The sequence below is a fragment of the Stenotrophomonas sp. 115C5 genome, from assembly GCF_056861055.1.
This window is the reverse complement of the sequence record NZ_JBSPUQ010000003.1, coordinates 36,284-53,531: the sequence shown is the minus strand read 5'-3', so window position 1 is coordinate 53,531 and position 17,248 is coordinate 36,284. Positions and strand designations below refer to the sequence as shown.

The window sequence follows — 17,248 nt, the reverse complement described above, 5'->3', positions numbered from 1 at the left end:
AGAATGGGTCTGCACGGTATGTCCGCAAGGTTGCATGGCCGTGACATGCGCCTGCACATTTCATGCAGGCCACCTCCGCCGCCGGTTTGGGGTTGGGCGGCCAATCCGGCAAAATGGCGGCCTCTCTCCTTATTCCCCCTCCCGACCATGAAGATCGTCGAAGTGCGCCACCCGCTGGTGCAGCACAAGATCGGCCTGATGCGCAATGCTGCGCTCAGCACCAAGGATTTCCGCGAACTGGCCAACGAGCTGGGCACGCTGCTGGCCTACGAGGCCACCGCCGACCTGGACACCGAGCCGCACACCCTGCCCGGCTGGGCCGGCCCGGTCACGGTGCAGCGCATTGCCGGCGCCAAGATCACGGTGGTGCCGATCCTGCGTGCCGGACTGGGCATGCTCAGCGGCGTGCTGTCGCTGATCCCGGCCGCCCGCGTCAGCGTGGTCGGCCTGCAGCGCGATGAGGAAACCCTGCAGCCGGTGCCCTACTTCGAGCGCCTGACCGGCCGCCTGGAAGAGCGCGACGCGCTGATCCTGGATCCGATGCTGGCCACCGGCGGCACGCTGATCGCCACCATCGACATGCTCAAGCGTGCCGGCGCCCGCCGCATCAAGGGCATTTTCCTGGTGGCCGCGCCGGAAGGCATCGAGGCGGTCAAGGCCGTGCACCCGGACGTGGAGATCTACACCGCGGCCATCGACGCCCAGCTCAACGACAAGGGCTACATCCTGCCAGGCCTGGGCGATGCCGGTGACCGTATCTTCGGTACCCGCGTCGGCTGATCCGGCGAACCGGGGTCAGCATCCTTTCACAGCGGAAGGGATCTGACCCCAAGCGCGGCCTACAGGCCGGCCGCGAAGGCTTCCAGCTGGCCGATGACCGTGTTCCAGCCGTCGAAGAAGCCCAGCTGCTCATGCTGGTCACGCAGGGCCTTGTCCGGGTGCATCACCCGCGCGGTGTAGTGGCAGCCCTGCCCGTCATCCTCCATCGTGATGACGGCGGTGAAGCCCAGCCAGGGTGACTGCGGTCGCCAGCCTGCGCCCAGCATCGAAGTGAACACCAGGCGCTGCTGCGGCACGATTTCCAGGAAACTGCCCGGATTGTTACTGCTGCCGCCGTCCGGGCCCTGCATGAAGGTGTGGAAGGCGCCACCGGGGCGCAGGTCGAATGCGCGCACCTCGGTGGTCCACGGTTTCGGGCACCACCACTGGCGCAGCAGTTCCGGATCAGTCCAGGCCCGCCACAGGGCGGCACGCGGTGCATTCAGCACGCGGCTGATGACCAGATCGGTGTCAGGGTTGTTGCCTGCGTCTACGGCCATGGGCCTGCTCCTGTCGGTGAAGGGTTTCAACGAAATCGACCATGCGGTCGGCGCGCGCTTCCCATACGGCACGTTGTTCAGCCAGCCACTGCTCGGCCTGGCCCAGCCGCGCCGGCACCAGTTCGCAGGTGCGTACGCGCCCCCGCTTGTGGCTGCGCACCACGCCGCTGCGCTCCAGCACGGCCAGATGTTTCATCAGCGAGGGCAAAGCCATCTCGAAGGGCTCGGCCAGCATCGACACCGTGCGCGGCCCATGCCCCAGCACAGCCACGATCGCGCACCGGGTCGGGTCGGCCAATGCCTGGAAGACGTCCTGAATGGCTGGATCATACTTACCCATATGGCTAAGTAATACGCCGATCTGAACGTTGCCGCAAGCAGGCGCGGCAATGGCGTGATTCTTCACGTGGCCTTGCAGGCGGGAAGCGAATGCTCCGCGCACCCGCCACCCTTGGAGCTCCCGATGAAAGCCTCTTTCCTGCTGGCCGCCGTCCTGCTGGTCGGCCTGCCCCTGGCTGCCAATGCCACCACTCCGCAGCAGCAGCGCATGGCCGAATGCTCAGCCAAGAACAAGGGTTTGAAGGGGGATGCCTACAAGACTGCACAGAGCTCCTGCCTCAGCGGCCATGCCGCCGAGACCAAGGCTGCGACAACGCCGCAGGAACGCATGCGCAAATGCAACGCCGATGCCGGCACGAAAAAATTGGCCGGTGATGCGCGCAAGACCTTCATGAGCAGTTGCCTGAAGGCGTCGTAATGGCAGTGACGTAGAGCCGAGCCCATGCTCGGCTCAGGCATCCGTAACGTGCATGACCGTTCAGAGAAGCAGCCGAGCGTAGGCTCGGCTCTACCCCTACCCCAGGGCGCGTGCCTTCAGCTCGCCCTGTTCGTGCAGGGTCACGAAACGCCCCTTGTCATCCCTGCCCAGCTGCGCCAACGCCACCTGCGGGTCGTGGGTGAAGAACAGCCGCACGTTGCGCGCCAGCTTGTCTTCAAGGAACTGCCGCTTTTCGTCGATCAGCAGCTCGGCATTGCGGTCGTAGCCCATGGTGATCGGCACGTGTACCCATGAGCGCCCCGGGATCAGGTCGGCACAGAACACCACGCCACCGTGCGCACTTTCGCCCGCATGCGCGTGACCGACGATCTCGGCCAGCATCAGCCCCGGTGTATGCCCGTCGCTGTAGCTGAAGCGTACGCTGCGGCCGAGCGCCTTCGAGTACTCCCCGTCCACCACTTCCAGCCGGCCACTGGCCTGCAGCAGGCCCGGCAGTTCCGGAATGAAGCTGGCGCGGTCGCGTGGGTGTGGCTGCACGGCGCGCTGCCAATGCTGCGCGCCGACCACATAGGTTGCGTTGGGGAACAGCAGCTCGGGCTCACGCCCTTCGCTCCACGCCGCCAGCAGGCCGCCAGCATGATCGAAGTGCAGGTGGCTGAGCACCACCACGTCGATATCCTCGTGCTCGAAGCCGGCTTCGCGGAGCGAATCGATCAGCACATGCTGGCTTTCCTGCACGCCGTAGCGCTCGCGCATGCGCGGGTCGAAGAACGCGCCGATACCGGTTTCAAACAGCACGGTTTTGCCTTCCAGCGGGCTGGCAAGCAGCGCACGGCAGGCCAGCTCGATGCGATTGAGCTCGTCCGGTGCCGCCCATTTTTCCCACAACGCGCGCGGCGCGTTGCCGAACATCGCGCCGCCATCGAGGCGCTGCGAGTTTCCACGAATAGACCAGAGTTTCATGTGTCGATTATCGGCGCCAGCTCGTTAAATAATCGCTAGAAGGGAAACAGAAAACCCCGCCGGCAAAGGCGGGGTTTCGATAATCAGCCGGATTGCCGGCCAGCAGCCGGCACGACCGGATCAGCGCGCCGGGACGACCTGGGCACTGCCCACCGGATTGCGCGGGTCGCTGCCGCCGAACAGCTTGTTCGCCTTGCGGTCCCATTCCACGGTCTGCAGGTTGCCCCACACATGGCTGGACCCGCGGCCACCTGCGGCCACATTGCCCGGCAGGTCGATCTTGTGACCCATCGCCTGCAGCTGCTTCACCGTCGCCGCGTCGAACGCATCGTCCTCGGCTTCGATCAGGTCCGGCAGCCACTGGTGGTGGTAGCGCGGCAGCGCGGCAACCTGCTGCGCATCCAGGCCGTCGTCGTAGCCGAGGATGCCCAGCAGCACCATGGTGATGATGCGGCTGCCACCCGGGGTGCCCAGCACCACCACCTTGTCGGCGTTCTCCATGAAGGTCGGGGTCATCGAGCTGAGCATGCGCTTGCCCGGCTTCGGCGCATTGGCCTCGTAGCCCATCACGCCGAACGCATTGGGCGTGCCCGGCTTCAGCGCGAAGTCGTCCATCTCGTTGTTCAGCAGCACGCCGGTGCCCTTGGGAATCAACCCCGAGCCGTACAGCAGGTTGACGGTCTGGGTGGCGCCGACGCGGTTGCCGTCGCGGTCGATGATCGAGAAGTGCGTGGTCTCGTCGTCTTCCAGCGGGGTCGGATTGCCCGACAGCAGGTCGCTGGGCGTGGCCTTCTCCGGATGGATGGTAGCGCGCAGGCCCTGTGCGTAATCCTTGCTGGTCAGCACCTTCTGCGGGATCTGCACGAAGTCCGGATCGCCGAGGAAGAAGGTGCGGTCGCGGTAGGCGCGACGCATCGATTCCACCACCAGGTGGGTGCGGTGCGCCGGGTCCATCTTCCTGATGTCCCAACCTTCCAGGATCTGCAGCATGCTGGCCAGTGCGATACCACCGGACGACGGCGGCGGCGCGGTGGTGATCTTCCAGCCGTTGTAGTTGAACACGATCGGCTCGCGCTGCTTCACGCGGTAGCCGGCCAGCTCTTCGGCGCTCCACTTGCCGCCAGCCTGCTTCACGCCGGCCAGCAACAGCTTTCCGGTCTGGCCCTTGTAGAACCCATCGAAGCCACCCGCGGCCAGGCGCTCCAGCGTCTGTGCCAGCTCCGGCTGCTTGAACAGGTCACCGGTGGCGATCGGCTTGCCGTTGCGCAGGTAGACCTCGCGCGTGCCGGGATAGCGCTCCATCACTTCTCGGCGCGACGCATAGCCCTTGGCCATGCGGTCGTACACCGGGAAGCCTTCACGCGCGATGCGGATCGCCGGCTGCAGCGAAGCCGACAACGGCAGCTTGCCGTGCTTGGCCGACAGCTCGACCAACGCTGCAGGCAGGCCGGGAATACCCGCCGACCAGGCACCGTTGACCGAACGATCACGGTCCAGGTTGCCCTGCTTGTCGAGGAAGGCCTGCGGGGTTGCCGCGGCCGGCGCGGTCTCGCGCGCGTCCAGCATCACGTCCTTGCCGGTGGCCGCATCATGCAGCAGGAAGAAGCCGCCACCGCCGAGGCCGGAACTGATCGGCTCGACCACCGCCAGCGTGGACGATACCGCCACCGCAGCATCGAAGGCGTTGCCGCCCTGCGCCAGGATATCGATACCTGCCTGGGTGGCCAGTGCGTGGCCGCTGGCAATGGCCGCGCCGTCAGGACGCTCGGCGCGGGACGGGCTGTCGGCCCAGGCCATCGGGCTCAGCAGCAGGCCGAGCAGCAACAGGGGGCGGACGATCAGCGTCTTCATTCGGATGGGGGCTCCGCGTAGAGTTCGGGGTGATCGTGCTGCAGCTGGCGCAGCTTGGCCAGCAGCTGGTCTTCCGTTTCCACGATCTCCGGGTCCGGGTCGATGCACTCGACCGGGCAGACGACCACACACTGTGGCTCGTCGAAATGACCCACGCATTCGGTGCAGCGCGCAGGGTCGATCACGTAGATGGTTTCACCCATCGCAATGGCCTGGTTCGGGCAGGCCGGCTCGCATACGTCGCAGTTGACGCAGAGCTCGTTGATTTTCAGCGACACGGCGATACTCCTCGCCCGCGCCCTGGGACAAAGGACCGGCCAGCGCGGGCGCGCGGGCCGGTCAGGTCATCAGCGGCACCCTTGCAGGACGCCGCCCGGGCCATGCCGGAGCATGGCCGCCATGGCTCGGTATTACTTGGCTTCGACGAAAATGTACTCGGCACCGGTCGGCTGGATGGCAGCCTGCACGCGGGCGTTGTCGGCCGACTGGCCGATGAAGACGACGCGCACGCCCTTCATCGAATCCGGCGACACGTCCTTGAAGACGGCCTGGATCATGTCAGCCATCTTGCCCGAGGCCGAGGAACCGAAGGCCAGCATGTTGCCCGGCTGCACGCCACGGGCCACGGCCTGGGTCGCGCTCTCGGTCTGGCGCTCGTACTTGGCCTGGAAGTCCGGGTCCGATTCCGGCGAGAGGTAGTACAGGAACGGGCTGTTGGTGATGTTGCCCATGTTCTGGATCGCCACTTCCTGCAGGTACTTCTTCCAGCCTGCATCGTCGTCCTTGGACGGCGCGACCAGGGCCTGCTTGGCCTCGTCGACCGGAGCGGCCTCTTCCTTCTTGCAGGCGGTGAAGGCCAGGGCCAACGAAGCGATCAGCATCGCGCGCATGGTGGTGTTCATGGGTTTCCTCCCGGAATGGTGCGTGGTGTTGTACGTAATGGGGTGCGGGTACAGCGGGGCTTACGACTGTGCGGCCTTCGCTTCGCGGACCTTGCGCAGGGCTTCGAGCACCGCGGCCGGCACGAAGCCGGACACGTCGCCGCCCAGGCGCGCGATCTCGCGGACCAGCGAGGACGAAATGAAGCTGTGCTGCTCGGCCGGGGTCAGGAACAAGGTCTCGACCTCCGGAATCAGGTGGCGGTTCATACTGGCCATCTGGAACTCGTACTCGAAGTCGGACACCGCGCGCAGGCCGCGCAGCAGCACCCCGCCCTGGACCGAACGTACGAAATGGGCCAGCAGGGTATCGAAGCCGATGACCTCGACGTTGCTGTGGTGGCCGAGTGCGCCACGTGCCAGCTGCACGCGCTGCTCCAGCGGCAGCGCCGGGCCCTTGGACGGGCTCTGCGCCACGCCGACCACGACCTTTTCGAACAGCGGCGCGGCCCGGCTCACCAGGTCGATATGACCGTTGGTGATGGGGTCGAACGTGCCGGGATAAACGGCGATGCGGCGGTTGGCCACGGTCATGGGCGGTTGCAGATGTTCAGATGAGGTCAAAGTGTAGCAGTGGCGCGGCGGTACAGGGCAAAGCGCACCTCGCGGGTGCCGCCCTCGCGGTGCAGCAGCCAGTCCGGCGGCAGCACCGGCGTGTGACCGGCCGGCGATTCCAGGTACAGCCAGGCATCGGCGGCCAGATGCCGCGGCAGCTGCGCCAGCACGTCCTGCCACAGGCCATCGGCGAACGGTGGGTCGATGAAGACCAGATCGGCCTGCTGTGCCGGTGCGCCCTGCAGCCAGCGCAGCGCATCGGCCTGCACGACGGTGACCTGGTCGTAGGCCTGCAGCTTGGCCACGGCCGCGGTCAGATTGCGTCCCAGCTGCGCGTCGCGCTCGACCAGAGTGGCGTGGGCGGCGCCGCGCGAGACGGCTTCCAGGCCCAAGGCGCCACTGCCGGCAAACAGGTCCAGCACCCGCGCGCCGCCCAGTCTGGGCATCAACCAGTTGAAAAGAGTCTCGCGCACGCGGTCGCTGCTGGGCCGAAGCCCCGGAAGGGTCGGCACCGGCAGGCGGGTGTTGCGCCAGCGCCCGCCGATGATGCGGACCTGGCCGTCATTGCCCCCACGGCCGCTCATCGGCGCCCCCGGCGGGGTTCATTCGAGAATTTCAGCATGAGCAGGATTGTAGTTCGGCCGGGCGGCGCCCGGCACCCGCAGAGGCCGAAGCAACAGCCGAAGCAACTTCAAAAGCTTGATGCCTGTGGGTTGGCGGGGTGGGTCCGGTTGCGGGGGACGCCGTGAATCCGTCCATGGAGGCTCGGTCGCGCCATCCATGGCGCTCACGCCCCCGCAACCGGACCCACCGGGGCGGCCCCCCCCCCCCCGGGGGGGGGGGGGGGGGGCGCCCGCCCCCGCCCCCCCCCCCCCCCCCCCCCCCCCCCACCCCGCCTTCGACAGTTTCTCGCCATCTGTCGGTAGATCCACGCCATGCGTGGATGAACATCTGTCAGATATCGAAGGATTTGAATGAAATCAGGAAGCCGCCGTTGCGACCGTCACCGGGAGCCTGTCAGAGGCGGGGCGGTGTGGGTTGGCAGGACCGTTGGCGCCATGGATGGCGCCATCGAGCCCCCAAGGACGGGTTTACGGCGTGTCCTGCCAACCCACACCGCCCCGCCATCCCACGGAATGCCCGCTCTTGCCGTTGCTGTTGCAGTTGCAGTTGCCTTGGCCTCTGCGGGTGCAGGGCGCCGCCCTGCCCGACCAACCCCTTGATTTCGGGACAATCAGCCATACCCCTTGGCGAGGCCGCACGCGCTGGCGCGGCATTGCACATGGAGCCTTATCGATGACCGAGACCACCCAGACCGAAACCCTTGGCTTCCAGACCGAAGTCAAGCAGCTGCTGCAGCTGATGATCCACTCGCTGTACTCCAACAAGGAAATCTTCCTCCGCGAGCTGGTCTCCAACGCCGCCGACGCCGCCGACAAGCTGCGCTTCGAGGCCCTGACCCAGCCGGCCCTGCTGGAAGGCGACAGCGAACTGCGCGTGCGCGTCAGCTTCGATCCGACCGCCCACACCATCACCATCGAAGACAACGGCATCGGCATGAGCCGCGCCGAAGCCATCGCCCACCTGGGCACCATCGCCAAGTCGGGCACCGGCGACTTCCTGCGCCAGCTGTCCGGCGACCAGAAGAAGGATTCGCAGCTGATCGGCCAGTTCGGCGTCGGCTTCTACAGCGCCTTCATCGTCGCCGACGAAGTCGAAGTGACCTCGCGCCGCGCCGGCCTGGCCGCAGCCGAAGGCGTGCGCTGGACCTCGCGTGGCGAAGGCGATTTCGAGGTCGCCACCATCGACAAGGCCGAGCGCGGCACCCGCATCGTCCTGCACCTGAAGGAGGGCGAGCACGACTTCGCCGATGGCTGGCGCCTGCGCAGCATCCTCAAGAAGTACTCGGACCACATCGGCCTGCCGATCCAGATGCCGAAGGAAGGTGGCGAAGAAGGCGCTGCGGTCGAATGGGAGACCGTCAACCGCGCCAGCGCGCTGTGGACCCGCCCGCGCACCGAAATCAGCGACGCCGAATACACCGAGTTCTACAAGCATGTGGCGCACGACCATAGCGACCCGCTGGCGTGGAGCCACAACAAGGTCGAAGGCAAGCTGGAGTACACCTCGCTGCTGTACGTGCCCGGCCGCGCGCCGTTCGACCTGTACCACCGCGACGCGCCCAAGGGCCTGAAGCTGTACGTGCAGCGCGTGTTCGTGATGGACCAGGCCGAGCAGTTCCTGCCGCTGTACCTGCGCTTCATCAAGGGCGTGGTCGATTCCAACGACCTGTCGCTGAACGTCTCGCGCGAGATCCTGCAGTCCGGCCCGGTCATCGATTCGATGAAGGCGGCGCTGACCAAGCGCTCGCTGGACATGCTGGAGAAGCTGGCCGCCGACAAGCCGGAGCAGTACGCCACGTTCTGGAAGGAATTCGGCCAGGTGCTGAAGGAAGGCCCGGCCGAGGACTACAACAACCGCGAGAAGGTGGCCGGCCTGCTGCGCTTCGCCTCCACCCGCGGCGAGGCCGATGCGCAGACCGTGTCGCTGGCCGATTACATCGGCCGCATGACCGAAGGCCAGGACAAGATCTATTACCTGACCGGCGAGAGCTACAGCCAGGTGCGCAACAGCCCACACCTTGAAGTGTTCCGCAAGAAGGGCGTGGAAGTACTGCTGCTGACCGACCGCATCGACGAGTGGCTGATGGGCTACCTGACCGATTTCGACGGCAAGGGCTTCGTCGACATCGCCCGTGGCGACCTCGACCTGGGCGCGCTGGAAACCGAAGCGGACAAGCAGGAGCAGGAAGCGGCAGCGAAGGACAAGCAGGGCCTGGTCGAGCGCCTGAAGACGGTGCTGGGCGATGACGTGGCCGAAGTGCGCGTGTCGCACCGCCTGACCGATTCGCCGGCGGTGCTGGCCATCGGCGAACAGGACCTGGGCCTGCAGATGCGCCAGATCCTGGAAGCCAGTGGGCAGAAGGTGCCGGACAGCAAGCCGGTACTGGAGATCAACCCGGGTCATCCGCTGATCGCCAAGCTGGATGCCGAAGCCGACGGCGCACGTTTCGACGACCTGGGCCGGGTGCTGTTCGACCAGGCCGCACTGGCCGCCGGCGACAGCCTGAAGGACCCGGGCGCCTATGTGGCGCGCCTGAACAAGCTGCTGCTGGAGCTGTCGGCCTGATCGAGGCGGTGGTCGCCGGGCATGGCCCGGCGGTGCCTTGGTAGAGGCCCACCTTGGTTGGCGCCCCAATAGCGTGCCAACCAAGGTTGGCACCTACCAGGGCGGGTCAAGCATGCCAACCAGGGGTGGCAGCCACCAGGGGCGGCGGTTCGCGCCTGCCGAGGGGGTTCAGGCTTCGCGATCCAGCAGCGAGCCCAGCATCTGGTCCTGGCGGCGGATCACCGTGGCATTGGCGGCGAAGGCCACCACCTCGGCTTTCGCTGCCAGAAGATCACCCAGCGGCGCGGCGGCATCGGTGCCGGTGGGAATCACCGAGGCCTGCACCCCACCCTGCTCGGCGGCACTGCGCTGCAACTGGAGGCGCCGGGCATCGGGGGTCGCCAGGTTGGCCACGTTGTGCGCGGCCACCTGCACGCCCTGCTGGGCCGCACGCATCCCGCCGAGGGCGATTCCCATCACGTTGTTCATGGCGGTCTCCGGGCCGCACTGCGCAGCCCTCCGGACCGGTTAACGGCCGGCAGGCCGCGACCTTGAGTCCACATCGGCCCGACAGGCCCGAGTGGTAGCATATCCCTCTGATTTCAGCGCCTTTTGCCAATGCTCAGTTTTTTCCGCCGCAAGAAGCCCCAGGATGCCCCCGCAGCGGAGGCACCCAAGACCCAGCACTACTCGGCTGAAGAGCTGGCGGCGGCGTTCCCGTCGGCCGCACCGGTCGAGGACAAAGAGCCTGCACCGGTAGCCGTACCGGCCGCGCCTGCGCCGGTCGAGCCGCCGCCGGTAGCCGTCGTTCCGGTCGCTGTCGAGCCTACCCCTGTGGTTCCGGCGCCGGTCGTTCCCGCTCCGAGCGCTCCGCAACCGGCTGCCCGGATCGACGTCGCCCCGGTGGCGGCCCCGGCCATCGAACCGGCACCCGCACCACTGCCTGAGCCCACCCCGGCACCGGTCACCGACGACCTGCCTGCCGCCGCCTCGGTTGACGCCGTTCCGGCGCCTGCCGGCAAGCCCGGCTGGCGCGAACGCCTGCGCAACAGCGTCATCGCGCGCAGCTTCGGTGGCCTGTTCTCGCGCAACCCCAAGCTCGACGACGACCTGCTGGACGAGCTGGAAACCGCACTGATCACCGCCGACGTCGGCGTGGGTGCCACCACCGACCTGGTCGAGGGCCTGCGCAAGCGCATGAAGTCGCGCGAGTTCGCCGACGCCAATGCACTGCTGGCCGCGCTGCGCGCCGAGCTGATCGCAATCCTGCAGCCGGTGGCCAAGCCGCTGGTGATCGACCGCAACGCCAAGCCCTTCGTGGTGCTAACCGTCGGCGTGAACGGCGTTGGCAAGACCACCACCATCGGCAAGCTGGCCAAGCGCTTCAAGGACGATGGCCACAGCCTGATGCTGGCCGCCGGTGACACCTTCCGTGCCGCCGCCGTGGCCCAGCTGCAGGCCTGGGGCGAGCGCAACGGCGTGGCCGTGGTCGCGCAGGGGCAGAACGCCGATGCCGCTTCGGTGGCGTTCGACGCGCTGCAGGCCGGCAAGGCCCGTGGTACCTCGGTGCTGATCGCCGACACCGCCGGCCGCCTGCACACCCAGTCCGGCCTGATGAACGAGCTGGGCAAGATCCGCCGCGTGCTGGGCAAGATTGATCCCACAGCACCACACGAAGTGCTGATGGTGATCGACGGCACCACCGGCCAGAATGCGCTGTCGCAGCTGCGCCAGTTCAATGCCGCGGTGAACGTGACCGGCCTGGTAGTGACCAAGCTGGACGGCACCGCCAAGGGCGGTGTGGTGTTCGCGCTGGCCCGCGAGTTCGGCATTCCGATCCGCTTCGCCGGCATCGGCGAGCGTCCGGAAGACCTGCGCGTGTTCGACCCGGAAGCCTTCGTCGACGCCCTGCTGCCCGAAGCGCTGGGCGCCTGATACACCCGTGCAGCCACCCATGGGGCGACTCTACTGCAGCCAGGTAGAGCCACCCCACGGGTGGTTGCCTCTCTGGAACACCGATGCCCCGCCAGCCGCACGCCAGCGCCGGAACCACGCAGACCGACGACTTCGTCGCCCGCCTGCTGCACTGGTTCGACGACCACGGCCGCCACGACCTGCCCTGGCAGCACCCGCGCAGCCCTTATCGGGTCTGGCTGTCGGAAATCATGCTGCAGCAGACCCAGGTGGCCACGGTCATCCCGTACTTCCAGCGGTTCCTGCAGCACTTCCCGACCCTGCCCGACCTCGCCGCCGCCAGCAACGACGCGGTGATGGCGCAGTGGGCCGGGCTCGGCTACTACGCCCGTGCACGCAACCTGCATGCCGCTGCAAAGCGCTGCGTGGAACTGCACGACGGCGACCTGCCGCGCGATTTCGATGCATTGCATGCCCTGCCCGGCATCGGCTGCAGCACCGCTGGTGCGATCCTCAGCCAGGCCTGGAACGACCCGTTCGCGATCCTCGACGGCAACGTCAAGCGCGTGCTCAGCCGCTACCACGGCATCGAGGGCTTCCCCGGCCTGCCGACCGTCGAGAAGCAGTTGTGGGCCATTGCCGAGGCGCACGTGGCGCAGGTGCCGGCCGGGCGCATGGCCGATTACACCCAGGCACAGATGGATCTGGGCGCGACCGTATGCAGCCGCGCCAAACCGGCCTGCGTGATCTGTCCGCTGCAGGACGCGTGCTTGGCGCGCCGCGAAGGCCGCACTGCTGAACTACCCACGCCCAAGCCCAGCAAGACCCTGCCCGAGCGCGAAGCAGTGGCCCTGCTGCTGCGCGACGCCCAGCAGCGCGTGCTGCTGCAGAAGCGGCCGGACACCGGCATCTGGGCGCAGCTGTGGACGCTGCCGCAGGCCGACGCCGGCAGTGTGCTGCAGGACTGGTTCGATGCGCATGTTGAAGGTTCGCTGGAAGACGCCGAGGAGCTGCCCGTGCTGCAGCACACCTTCAGCCACTACAGGCTGCATCTGCAGGTACTGTCGCGGCAGGTGCACGGCCTGCGCGTGGAAGAACCCACGCTGCGCTGGGTCGCGAGCGATGAACTTCCCGCGCTGGGCCTGCCTGCGCCGATCCGCAAACTGCTCGACGGCGCCACGATCAAGACGTCGAAACGAACTTCCAAGAAGCCCCGCAACCACGAGTGAGTGCCATGCCCCGAACCGTCTTCTGCCAGTACGAACAACGCGATGCCGAAGGTTTGGACTTCGTGCCCTACCCCGGCGAGCTGGGCCAGCGCATCTTCAACAACATCGGCAGGCAGGCCTGGGCCGCCTGGCTGGCCCACCAGACCATGCTGATCAACGAGAACCGCCTGTCACCGCGCACGCCGGAGCATCGCGCGTTCCTTGAAGGCGAACTGGTCAAGTTCCTGTTCGAGAAGGACGCGGAAAAGCCGGCCGGCTTCACTCCGGAAGCCTGACAGCAAAAAGGGGACGGAGGGGATTAAGTCGTTTGTGGCACAAACGAATTAATCCCCTCCGTCCCCTTTTTTGATCATTTGGCCGGGGAGGTCTCCGCCTCGCGCTCCTGCACCTGCGCCTGGCGCAGCTCCTGCTCGGAGGCACGCAGTGCCTTCACGTCCAGCTTGCGGATGCTGTTGATGAAGCACGGCATGCGCGGGCCGCCGGTGGGGTCGCGCACCAGCACCTTGTCAAAGCGCGCCGAGACACGGTTCATCTGGCTGGTCAGGCCGATGGCGGTGGCATACGGCAGGTCCTGGCAGGGGCCTCTCAGCTCCAGCAGGTAGGCCTCGCTCGGGCGCGTCCACACCGCCAGCGCGCTGTCACCCAGCTCGGTCCAGCCATTGAGGGTGCCGAAGAACTGCATGTCGTTCTGCGGCGCACCGGCGTGGGCACGGTAAAGGTCAAGCTTCTCGGCGCTGCTGAGCCGGCCGGTGGTGGCACAGGCGGCCAGGGCCAGGCAGAGGCCGGCCAGCAGAAGCGGGGTCTTCATGGCGATCTCCTCGGGGAACTGTCGCCATCATGCGCCTGGCCTGGCAACGCCGGCGCGACGGCCGACAGCCCCATTCAGGCGCCGGTCGGCGGTCGACCAAGGTCGACCTCTACCCAAGCGGGTCCAGAACGTCGGATTCCGGTAGACGCCAACCTTGGTTGGCGCTTGCCCTGCAGGAGCAGCCGACCAAGGTCGGCTTCTACCAGAGTCCGTCCGACCGCTCAGACGTCGGCGTGGGCCAGTGCGTGCAGGCGCCCTTCGCGCAGCTCCAGAACCCGGTCCAGGCGACGCGCCAGGCTGCGGTCATGGGTCACCAGCACCAGGCTGGTGTGACGTGCACGATTCAGCTCCAGCATCAGCTCGAACACCGTTGCAGCCGTGCGGTCATCCAGGTTGCCGGTCGGCTCGTCACCGAGCACGCAGGCCGGATGGTTGACCAGTGCTCGCGCCACCGCAGCACGCTGGCGCTCGCCGCCGGACAGCTCGCCCGGCTTGTGGTCCAGGCGGTGGCCGAGGCCGACCGCTTCCAGCAGCGTGGTTGCCCGGCTGCTCGCTTCGGCCACCGCGGTGCCAGCCAGCAGCACCGGCATCATCACGTTTTCCAGCGCGGTGAACTCCGGCAGCAGGTGATGGAACTGGTAGACGAAGCCCAGCGCCTGGTTGCGCAGCAGGCCACGCGCGGTATCCGACAGCGCCGACATACGCTGGCCGGTCACATAGACCTCGCCCGCGGTCGGAATGTCGAGGCCGCCCAGCAGGTGCAGCAGCGTGCTCTTGCCGGCGCCGGAGGCACCGATGATCGCCACGGTTTCGCCGGCGGTCACGGTCAGGTCCAGGCCATCGAACACCGGGGTCTGCATGCGTCCTTCGGCGTAGGTCTTGCCCAATGCTTCGGCACGGATCACTTCATCGCCGCGGTTGAAGACCTTATTCATAACGCAGGGCCTCCGCCGGCTGGGTGCGCGCTGCCCGCCAGGCGGGATACAGGGTGGCCAGGAAGCTCATCAGCAGTGCGACCACGGTGATCGCCACCACGTCGCCGGTCTGCATGTCGGTCGGCAGGCCGGTGATGTAGTACACATCCTCCGGCATCAGCTTGACGTTGAACACGCTCTCGATGGCGCCGAGGATGCGCTCCAGGTTGAGGGTCAGGGTGATGCCACCGATCAGGCCGGCCAGCGTGCCGAAGATGCCGATCAGCGAGCCCTGCACCATGAACACCTGCATCACGCCACCCGGGGTCAGGCCGAGGGTGCGCAGGATGGCGATGTCGGCCTGCTTGTCGGTCACCAGCATCACCTGCGAGGACACCAGGTTGAAGGCGCCCATGGCGATGATCAGCGACAGCAGGATGCCCATCACCACCTTCTCCATGCGCAGCGAGTGGTAGAGGTTGGCGTTCTGCTGGGTCCAGTCACTCACGCGGTAGGCACCACCCAGGTTCTGCGCCAGATCCACGCCCACTTCCAGCGAGCGGTCCATGTCGTGCAGTTTCAGGCGCACGCCGGTGGCACCGTCGCTGCGCAGCACGCGCTCCAGGTCCTTCATGTTGGCGAAGCCGACGCCACGGTCGACTTCGTTGTAACCGGCCTCGAAGATGCCGCTCACGGTAAAGCGTTTCATCCGTGGCACCGCACCGGCAGGCGTGCCCTGCACTTCTGCAAAGGTCACCAGAACCTGGTCGCCGACATCGACGCCCAGCCAGATCGCCAGCTCCTTGCCCAGCAGCAGGTTGAAGCTGCCCGGCGTGAGGCTGTCATAGCTGCCCTTGGTGACCTTCTTGTCGATCACCGACACCTTCGGCTCCAGCGCCGGGTCAATGCCCTGGATGATCGCGCCCTGCACGCGCGGGCCGCTGATCATCGATTGGATCTCGATGTACGGCGCGGCACCGGCCACGCGCGGGTCCTTGCTGGCCACATCGACCACCCGCATCCAGTCCGGCATCGGCTCGCCGTCACGGCTGATGGTGGTGTGGGCGGTCATCTGCAGCAGGCGGCTGCGGATTTCCTTCTGGAAACCGCTCATCACCGCCAGGGTGGTGATCAGCACCGTGACGCCGAGCGCGATGCCCAGGATCGATGCCATCGAGATGAAGGAGATGAAGCCGTTGCGGCGCTTGGCGCGCAGGTAGCGCAGGCCAATGGCCACGGGAATGGGTTTGAACATGCAGGCACGCCGGTCAATTCAGCTTATGGTGCCATCGACCGGGGCCGACGGGAAACGCTACGTGCGGCCACGGCCAGTCGCAGTTCACGTCGCTGCCCGGAATCGAGCACATCCGGCCAGAACAGCAGGCGCCGGCGGCGCCGATCCTCACGCCAGAGCAACAGCAGCCAGGGGCCACGCACGACCAGTTGTGGCGCATCGACGTCCTGCCCGGCCACCTGCAGCGGCTCGGACGGTACCGGCAGAAGCACCTGCACGCGTGGCCTGCGCTGGCGCCAGGCCAGTTCGGCCAACCCGATGCCCCAGGCCAGCAACACCGCGGGAATCAACAGCCGCGGCGGCAGATCCGATGCGCGCAGCAGCCAGGGTGCGGCCAGCAGCACCGCCAGCTGGGCGGCGGTCTGCAGCCGCGAGGGGCGCCACTCAAGGCTTGAGGGCGAGGATCTTCTGCATGAGGGGGATCGCGTGCGCATGTGGGCAGGCCTCATAGCCCATGAACCAGCGCCACAACTTATCGTCCTCGCGATCGAGCAGGAACAGGAAAACCTCGCGCTCTTCGGTCGGCGCAGTGCTCCATTCGTGGTCGAGGTAACGGCCGAACAGCTGGTCCAGCTCGCGCATGCCGCGGCGGCAGCGCCAGCGCAGCTTCTTCAGCAGAACGTCTTCTTCCATCGTGCTTCTCCAGATACAGCAAAGCCACGCATGGCGTGGCTCTACTGGGGTGGCACAGCCACACATGGCGTGGCTCTACCCGGTACAGCCAGGCCTGATCAGGCGCGGCGTTCCATCATCAGCTTCTTGATCTCGGCGATCGCCAGCGCCGGGTTCAGGCCCTTCGGGCAGGTCCGCGCGCAGTTCATGATGGTGTGGCAGCGGTACAGCTTGAACGGATCTTCCAGATCGTCCAGGCGCGCACCGGTGTCCTCATCGCGCGAATCGATGATCCAGCGGTAGGCCTGCAGCAGGATCGCCGGGCCCAGGTAACGCTCGCCGTTCCACCAGTAGCTCGGGCAGCTGGTCGAGCAGCAGGCGCACAGGATGCACTCGTACAGGCCGTCCAGCTTCTTGCGGTCTTCCGGCGACTGCAGGCGCTCGCGGTCCGGCGGTGCCGGGGTCTGGGTGCGGATCCACGGCTTGATCGAGGCGTACTGCGCGTAGAAGTGGGTCAGGTCCGGAACCAGATCCTTGACCACGTTCATGTGCGGCAGCGGGTAGATCGGCACTTCCTTCTTGCCGCAGTCCGAGATGGCTCGGGTGCAGGCCAGGGTGTTGGTGCCGTCGATGTTCATCGCGCACGAACCACAGATACCTTCGCGGCAGGAGCGGCGGAAGGTCAGGGTCGGGTCGATCTCGTTCTTGATCTTGATCAGGGCGTCCAGGACCATCGGGCCACAGGCATCCAGATCGACTTCATAGGTATCGGTGCGCGGGTTGCTGTCGTCGTCCGGACTCCAGCGGTAGATCTTGAAGGTGCGCACGTTCTTGCCGCCGTTCTTGACGGGGAAGTGCTTGCCCTTCGTGATCTTGGAATTCTTGGGGAGTGAAAACTCGGCCAT

Annotated in this window: 21 protein-coding genes; 6 read left to right on the top strand and 15 right to left on the bottom strand. The window is 66.8% G+C overall.

Going from position 1 to position 17,248, the window contains the following annotated elements:
* Nucleotides 1–147: 147 nt before the first annotated feature.
* Nucleotides 148–780: a uracil phosphoribosyltransferase gene (gene upp, locus AC13FN_RS05460; protein ID WP_005409099.1), complete on the top strand. Its 633-nt coding sequence runs from the start codon at nt 148–150 to the stop codon at nt 778–780.
* Between the two features lie 59 nt (nt 781–839).
* Here the strand turns inward: upp and AC13FN_RS05455 are convergent, their stop codons facing one another.
* Nucleotides 840–1,319, bottom strand: a complete 480-nt coding sequence (locus AC13FN_RS05455; RefSeq protein ID WP_478413518.1) for an SRPBCC family protein — start codon at nt 1,317–1,319, stop codon at nt 840–842.
* Nucleotides 1,291–1,725, bottom strand: coding sequence for an ArsR/SmtB family transcription factor (locus AC13FN_RS05450; RefSeq protein WP_478413517.1), 435 nt, complete (start codon nt 1,723–1,725; stop codon nt 1,291–1,293). The genes AC13FN_RS05455 and AC13FN_RS05450 overlap by 29 nt, the downstream gene beginning before the upstream one ends.
* A gap of 57 nt (nt 1,726–1,782) precedes the next feature.
* Between AC13FN_RS05450 and AC13FN_RS05445 the strand changes: the two genes are divergently transcribed.
* Nucleotides 1,783–2,076, top strand: coding sequence for a PsiF family protein (locus AC13FN_RS05445; protein WP_010484382.1), 294 nt, complete (start codon nt 1,783–1,785; stop codon nt 2,074–2,076).
* A 96-nt stretch (nt 2,077–2,172) separates the two neighbouring features.
* Here AC13FN_RS05445 and AC13FN_RS05440 read toward each other — a convergent pair whose 3' ends face one another.
* The 6 genes from AC13FN_RS05440 to rsmD all read right to left on the bottom strand — a co-directional run bounded on the left by AC13FN_RS05440 (nt 2,173) and on the right by rsmD (nt 6,988).
* Entirely contained in the window at nt 2,173–3,060 is an 888-nt protein-coding gene (locus AC13FN_RS05440) for an MBL fold metallo-hydrolase (protein ID WP_019338337.1), read from the bottom strand.
* A 120-nt stretch (nt 3,061–3,180) separates the two neighbouring features.
* Entirely contained in the window at nt 3,181–4,911 is a 1,731-nt protein-coding gene (gene ggt / locus AC13FN_RS05435; RefSeq protein WP_049434900.1) for a gamma-glutamyltransferase, read from the bottom strand.
* On the bottom strand, nt 4,908–5,189 hold the full coding sequence (locus tag AC13FN_RS05430; RefSeq protein ID WP_004153175.1) for a YfhL family 4Fe-4S dicluster ferredoxin: 282 nt from the start codon (nt 5,187–5,189) through the stop codon (nt 4,908–4,910). The genes ggt and AC13FN_RS05430 overlap by 4 nt, the downstream gene beginning before the upstream one ends.
* 132 nt (nt 5,190–5,321) lie before the next feature.
* On the bottom strand, nt 5,322–5,813 hold the full coding sequence (locus AC13FN_RS05425) for a hypothetical protein (protein ID WP_004153167.1): 492 nt from the start codon (nt 5,811–5,813) through the stop codon (nt 5,322–5,324).
* Between the two features lie 60 nt (nt 5,814–5,873).
* Nucleotides 5,874–6,383 carry a pantetheine-phosphate adenylyltransferase gene (gene coaD / locus AC13FN_RS05420; RefSeq protein ID WP_010484372.1) on the bottom strand — a complete coding sequence of 170 codons (510 nt, stop codon included), beginning with the start codon at nt 6,381–6,383 and terminating at the stop codon, nt 5,874–5,876.
* Between the two features lie 26 nt (nt 6,384–6,409).
* Complete coding sequence (rsmD, locus tag AC13FN_RS05415) at nt 6,410–6,988, bottom strand: 16S rRNA (guanine(966)-N(2))-methyltransferase RsmD (protein ID WP_049434898.1); 579 nt, start codon at nt 6,986–6,988, stop codon at nt 6,410–6,412.
* Between the two features lie 712 nt (nt 6,989–7,700).
* On the opposite strand from rsmD, the gene htpG reads away from it, so the two are divergent.
* The gene (gene htpG / locus AC13FN_RS05410; protein ID WP_054171476.1) at nt 7,701–9,593 is read left to right on the top strand and encodes a molecular chaperone HtpG; all 1,893 of its coding nucleotides are present in this window, start codon (nt 7,701–7,703) and stop codon (nt 9,591–9,593) included.
* 168 nt (nt 9,594–9,761) lie between these two features.
* Here the strand turns inward: htpG and AC13FN_RS05405 are convergent, their stop codons facing one another.
* Nucleotides 9,762–10,061, bottom strand: a complete 300-nt coding sequence (locus tag AC13FN_RS05405; protein ID WP_043402581.1) for a hypothetical protein — start codon at nt 10,059–10,061, stop codon at nt 9,762–9,764.
* 129 nt (nt 10,062–10,190) lie between these two features.
* Here AC13FN_RS05405 and ftsY point away from each other — a divergent pair, with 129 nt between their 5' ends.
* The 3 genes from ftsY to AC13FN_RS05390 all read left to right on the top strand — a co-directional run bounded on the left by ftsY (nt 10,191) and on the right by AC13FN_RS05390 (nt 12,990).
* A complete protein-coding gene (ftsY, locus tag AC13FN_RS05400; protein WP_043402579.1) occupies nt 10,191–11,507 on the top strand; it encodes a signal recognition particle-docking protein FtsY in 1,317 nt (438 codons plus the stop codon).
* An 83-nt stretch (nt 11,508–11,590) separates the two neighbouring features.
* Entirely contained in the window at nt 11,591–12,715 is a 1,125-nt protein-coding gene (mutY, locus tag AC13FN_RS05395) for an A/G-specific adenine glycosylase (protein WP_071305402.1), read from the top strand.
* Between the two features lie 5 nt (nt 12,716–12,720).
* Nucleotides 12,721–12,990 (top strand): oxidative damage protection protein, encoded by a 270-nt coding sequence (locus AC13FN_RS05390; RefSeq protein ID WP_054171474.1) that lies wholly within the window; start codon nt 12,721–12,723, stop codon nt 12,988–12,990.
* 74 nt (nt 12,991–13,064) lie between these two features.
* On the opposite strand, the gene AC13FN_RS05385 is transcribed toward AC13FN_RS05390, so the two are convergent.
* The 6 genes from AC13FN_RS05385 to AC13FN_RS05360 form a co-directional block, all read right to left on the bottom strand.
* Nucleotides 13,065–13,523 (bottom strand): DUF6491 family protein, encoded by a 459-nt coding sequence (locus AC13FN_RS05385; RefSeq protein WP_049434174.1) that lies wholly within the window; start codon nt 13,521–13,523, stop codon nt 13,065–13,067.
* 221 nt (nt 13,524–13,744) lie between these two features.
* Complete coding sequence (lolD, locus tag AC13FN_RS05380; RefSeq protein ID WP_005409083.1) at nt 13,745–14,458, bottom strand: lipoprotein-releasing ABC transporter ATP-binding protein LolD; 714 nt, start codon at nt 14,456–14,458, stop codon at nt 13,745–13,747.
* Nucleotides 14,451–15,692 (bottom strand): lipoprotein-releasing ABC transporter permease subunit, encoded by a 1,242-nt coding sequence (locus AC13FN_RS05375; RefSeq protein WP_049434175.1) that lies wholly within the window; start codon nt 15,690–15,692, stop codon nt 14,451–14,453. The genes lolD and AC13FN_RS05375 overlap by 8 nt, the downstream gene beginning before the upstream one ends.
* A 23-nt stretch (nt 15,693–15,715) precedes the next feature.
* Nucleotides 15,716–16,165: a hypothetical protein gene (locus tag AC13FN_RS05370; protein WP_197645583.1), complete on the bottom strand. Its 450-nt coding sequence runs from the start codon at nt 16,163–16,165 to the stop codon at nt 15,716–15,718.
* A complete protein-coding gene (locus tag AC13FN_RS05365; protein WP_197645582.1) occupies nt 16,116–16,364 on the bottom strand; it encodes a succinate dehydrogenase assembly factor 2 in 249 nt (82 codons plus the stop codon). The genes AC13FN_RS05370 and AC13FN_RS05365 overlap by 50 nt, the downstream gene beginning before the upstream one ends.
* 98 nt (nt 16,365–16,462) lie before the next feature.
* The gene (locus AC13FN_RS05360) at nt 16,463–17,248 is read right to left on the bottom strand and encodes a succinate dehydrogenase iron-sulfur subunit (protein ID WP_005409079.1); all 786 of its coding nucleotides are present in this window, start codon (nt 17,246–17,248) and stop codon (nt 16,463–16,465) included.